Here is a 4,566-nt window from a genome sequence, read left to right as displayed (position 1 = left end):
CAGGGGGCGCAGCGTGCGGGCATGGGGCGTGAGCTGTACGACGTCCAGCCGGTGTTCGCGGCCGCGTTCGACGAGGTGTGCGCCCACTTCGACGTTCCGTTGAAGGAGATCGTCTTCGGGGGCGGGGACGAGGTCCACCGCACCGAGTACACCCAGCCGGCCCTGTTCGCCCTCGAGGTGGCGTTGTACCGGCTGGCGGAGTCCGTGGGCCTGCGCCCCGACTTCGTCGCCGGTCACTCCATCGGCGAGATCACCGCCGCGCACGTGGCGGGGGTGCTGTCCCTGGCGGACGCGGCCCGTCTGGTGGCGGCGCGCGGTGCGCTGATGGGTGCCCTGCCGGAGGGCGGCGCGATGGTGTCCGTCCGCGCGGGCGAGGCCGACATCCGTCCGCTGCTCTCCGCCGACGTGGACGTCGCGGCCGTCAACGGCCCCTCCTCGGTAGTGATCTCGGGCACCGGGACGGCCGTCCATGACATGGCCGAGCGGCTCGCCGCCCAGGGGTACAAGACCAAGCGCCTCACCGTCTCGCACGCGTTCCACTCGCCGCTGATGGAACCGATGCTGGAAGCGTTCCGCGAGGTGGCGCAGTCCCTGACCCACCACGCCCCCGCGATCCCGGTCGTCTCGAACGTCACCGGCGAGCAGATCACCGCGTTCACGGCCGACCACTGGGTCCGTCACGCCCGCGGCACCGTCCGCTTCGCCGACGGCATCCGGTACCTCGCCGAGCAGCAGGGCGTGGGCCACTTCCTGGAGCTGGGCCCCCAGGGCGTCCTCGCCGCCATGGCGGGGGAGTCCCTCCCGGAGGCCTTCCCGGGACTGCTGACCCCGCTGCTCCGCAAGGACCGCCCCGAACCGGAGGCCTTCCTCGGCGCCCTCGCCGGAGCGTGGACCCGCGGCCTCCCCGTCGACTGGACGCCCCTGCTCCCCGGACGCCGCGTCGGCCTGCCCACGTACGCCTTCCACCGGCAGCGCTACTGGCCCGGCACCGGCACCGGCCCCGGCCCGGCCGGCGCGGCCGAGCCGGCGTCCCCGCTGTCCCGGCGCCTCGAAGCGGCCGACGACCCCGGACGCGTCCTGCTCGGCCTGGTCCGCGACACCATCGCCACCGTCCTCGGGCACACCGCACAGGAGACGGCCGACCCCGAGCGGTCCTTCCGCGACTTCGGCTTCGACTCGATGACCGCCGTCGAGTTCCGTACCCGGCTCGCCACCGCCACCGGGATCGCCCTGCCCGCGACCCTGGTCTACGACCACCCGACCCCGGCCGCCCTCGTCAGGTTCCTGCGCACCGCACTCCTCGGCGGCACCGGCACCGGCACCGGCCCGGCCCCCGTACGCCGCGCTGCCGGCAGCGACGAGCCCATCGCCATCGTCGGCATGAGCTGCCGCTTCCCCGGCGACGTCGGCTCCCCCGAGGACCTGTGGCGCCTCGTCGCGTCCGGAACCGACGCGATCTCGCCCTTCCCGGACGACCGGGGCTGGAACACCGGCGCGCTCCACGACCCCGACCCCGACCACCACGGGACGACGTACACCCGGCACGGCGGCTTCCTCCGGCACGCCGCCGGCTTCGACGCCGGCTTCTTCGGGATCTCCCCGCGCGAGGCCCTCGCCATGGACCCCCAGCAGCGGCTGCTGCTGGAGGTGGCGTGGGAGGCGTTCGAACGCGCCGGACTGCCCCCGGACACGGCCCGCGGCACCGGCACCGGCGTCTTCGTCGGCACCAACGGCCAGGACTACACGGCCCTGGTCGCGCAGTCCGCCGAAAGCCTGGAGGGCTACCTCGGCACCGGCGGCGCCGGCAGCGTCGCCTCCGGCCGCATCGCCTACGCCCTGGGCCTCGAAGGACCCGCCCTGACCGTCGACACGGCCTGCTCGTCCTCCCTCGTCGCCCTGCACCTCGCTGCCGAGGCGCTGCGGCGCGGCGAATGCGAACTGGCCCTGGCCGGCGGCGTGACCGTCATGTCGACCCCCCAGTCGTTCATCGACTTCAGCCGCCAGCGCGGCCTGTCGCCCGACGGCCGCTGCAAGCCGTTCGCGGCCGCCGCCGACGGCACCGGCTGGTCCGAGGGCGTCGGCATGCTCCTCGTGGAACGGCTCTCGGACGCCCGCCGCAACGGCCACCAGGTCCTCGCGGTGATCCGCGGATCGGCCGTCAACCAGGACGGCGCCTCCAACGGGCTCACCGCCCCCAACGGGCCCTCCCAGCAGCGCGTCATCCGCCAGGCCCTCGCCAACGCCGGCCTGACCGCCCGGCAGGTCGACGCCGTGGAGGCACACGGCACCGGCACCCCGCTCGGCGACCCGATCGAAGCGCAGGCGCTGCTGGCCACCTACGGCCAGGACCGCCCCGGGGACCGGCCGCTCCACCTGGGTTCCCTGAAGTCCAACATCGGGCACACCCAGGCGGCCGCGGGCGTCGGCGGCGTCATCAAGATGGTGATGGCGATGCGCCACGGCGTCCTGCCGCGCACCCTCCACGTCGACGAGCCCACCCCGCACGTCGACTGGACCGCCGGCACGGTCGCCCTGCTCACCGAGAACCTGGCCTGGCCGGAGACCGGGCAGCCGCGCCGCGCCGCCGTGTCCTCCTTCGGCATGAGCGGCACCAACGCCCACCTCGTACTCGAACAGAGCCCCCTCGCCACCCCGGACGCGCACGCGGAGACCCCCGGCACCCCCGGCACCCCCCTGCCGTGGCTGCTGTCCGCCGCCTCGGCACCGGCGCTGCGCGACCAGGCCCGCCGCCTGCGCGACCACGTCGCGGACCGGCCCGCCCTCGACCCGGGCGCGGTCGGCCGCGGCCTGGCCACGGCACGCACCCTGCTCCCGCACCGCGCCGTCGTCATCGGAGCCGACCGTGCCGAGTACCTGACCGCCCTCGACGCCGTGGCACGCGGCGAAGCCGACACCGACCTGTTCCGGGCACCGTCCCCGTCCGCGTTCCTGTTCTCGGGGCAGGGCGCGCAGCGGCCCGGGATGGGCCGCGGGCTGTACGCGGCGCAGCCGGCGTTCGCGACCGCGTTCGACGAGGTGTGCGCCCACTTCGACCTGCCGCTGAAGGACCTGGTGTTCGACGGCGGGGACGAGGTCCACCGCACCGAGATCACCCAGCCGGCCCTGTTCGCCCTCGAGGTGGCGCTGTACCGGCTGCTGGAGTCCTACGGCGTCCGCCCGGACTTCGTGGCCGGTCACTCGGTCGGTGAGATCGCGGCCGCGCACGTCGCCGGTGTCTTCTCCCTCGCGGACGCCTCGGCACTGGTCCGGGCCCGCGGCGCCTTGATGGGCGCCCTGCCGGAGGGCGGGGCGATGGTCTCCGTCCAGGCCGGCGAGGACGAGGTCCGCCCGCTGCTGCCGGCGGACGCCGACATCGCGGCGGTCAACGGCCCGCGGTCCGTGGTGGTCTCGGGTGCCGAGCAGGCCGTCCTGGCCGTGGCCGCACAGCTGGCGGACCGGGGCCGCAGGACCAAGCGCCTCGCGGTCTCGCACGCCTTCCACTCCCCCCTCATGGCACCCGTGCTCGACGCGTTCCGCGAGGTCGCCGAGTCCGTTACCTACTCCGAGCCCGGGATCACGGTGGTCTCCGCCCTCACGGGGGACATGACCTCGCCCGACTACTGGGTACGCCACGTCCGCGAGGCCGTCCGCTTCCACGACGCCATGCGCGCGCTGGAGGCAGCCGGTGTCGGCACCTACCTCGAACTCGGCCCCGACGCCGTCCTGACCGCCATGGGCCAGGACTGCCTCGACGAACCCGCGACCTTCCTGCCGCTCCTGCGGCGCGACCGCTCCGAAACGCACACCCTGCTCGCGGCCCTCGGCCGCGCCCACGCGCGCGGGGTCACCCTCGATCTGCCCGCCCTGTTCGCGGGCGCACCGGCGGCCCCCGCCGACCTCCCCACGTACGCCTTCCAGCACGAGCGGTACTGGCCGCGCCTCGCGGAACGGCCCGCGGTGCCCGGCTGGCTCGTACCGCGACGCGGTACGGACACCCTCGACGACCTCCTCTACCGGGTCACCTGGCAGCCGGTGGACACGGCGCGGGCCGCTGCCCTTTCGGGCCGGTGGCTGGTGGTGGCGGAGGGGGTGGGTGACGGGCTGGTGGGTGTGTTGTCGGCGTCGGGTGCCGAGGTGGTGGAGCTGGTGGGGGGTGGTCGTTCGCGGGGTGAGCTGGCGGAGGCGCTGGCGGGTGTGGGTGTGGTTGTGGGTGTGGTGTCGCTGCTGGATGTGGCGGGTTCGTTGTGTTTGGCGCAGGCGTTGGGTGATGCGGGTGTTGTGGCGCGGTTGTGGTGTGTGACGCGGGGGGCGGTCTCGACGGGTGTTTCGGATCGTGTGGTGGATCCGGTTCGGGCGCAGGTGTGGGGTTTGGGCCGGGTGGCGGCGTTGGAGTGGGGTGAGCGTTGGGGCGGTCTGGTGGATGTTCCGGAGGTGGTGGACGAGCGGGCTGCCGCTCGCTTGTCGGCGGTGTTGTCGGGTTCGACGGGTGAGGACCAGGTGGCGGTGCGTGCTGGGGGTGTGTTCGTGCGTCGTCTGGTGCGTGCGCCTTTCGTGCCGGTGGTGGGG

At 74.4% G+C, this 4,566-nt stretch carries 1 protein-coding gene; it reads left to right on the top strand.

Going from position 1 to position 4,566, the window contains the following annotated elements; translation table 11 throughout:
* On the top strand, positions 1-4,566 hold a 4,566-nt coding region (locus ACZ514_RS32195), incomplete at both ends, for an acyltransferase domain-containing protein (protein WP_469126334.1).

Source organism: Streptomyces sp. NPDC034086 (assembly GCF_055575515.1).
This window is presented reverse-complemented; position numbering and strand designations above follow the sequence as displayed.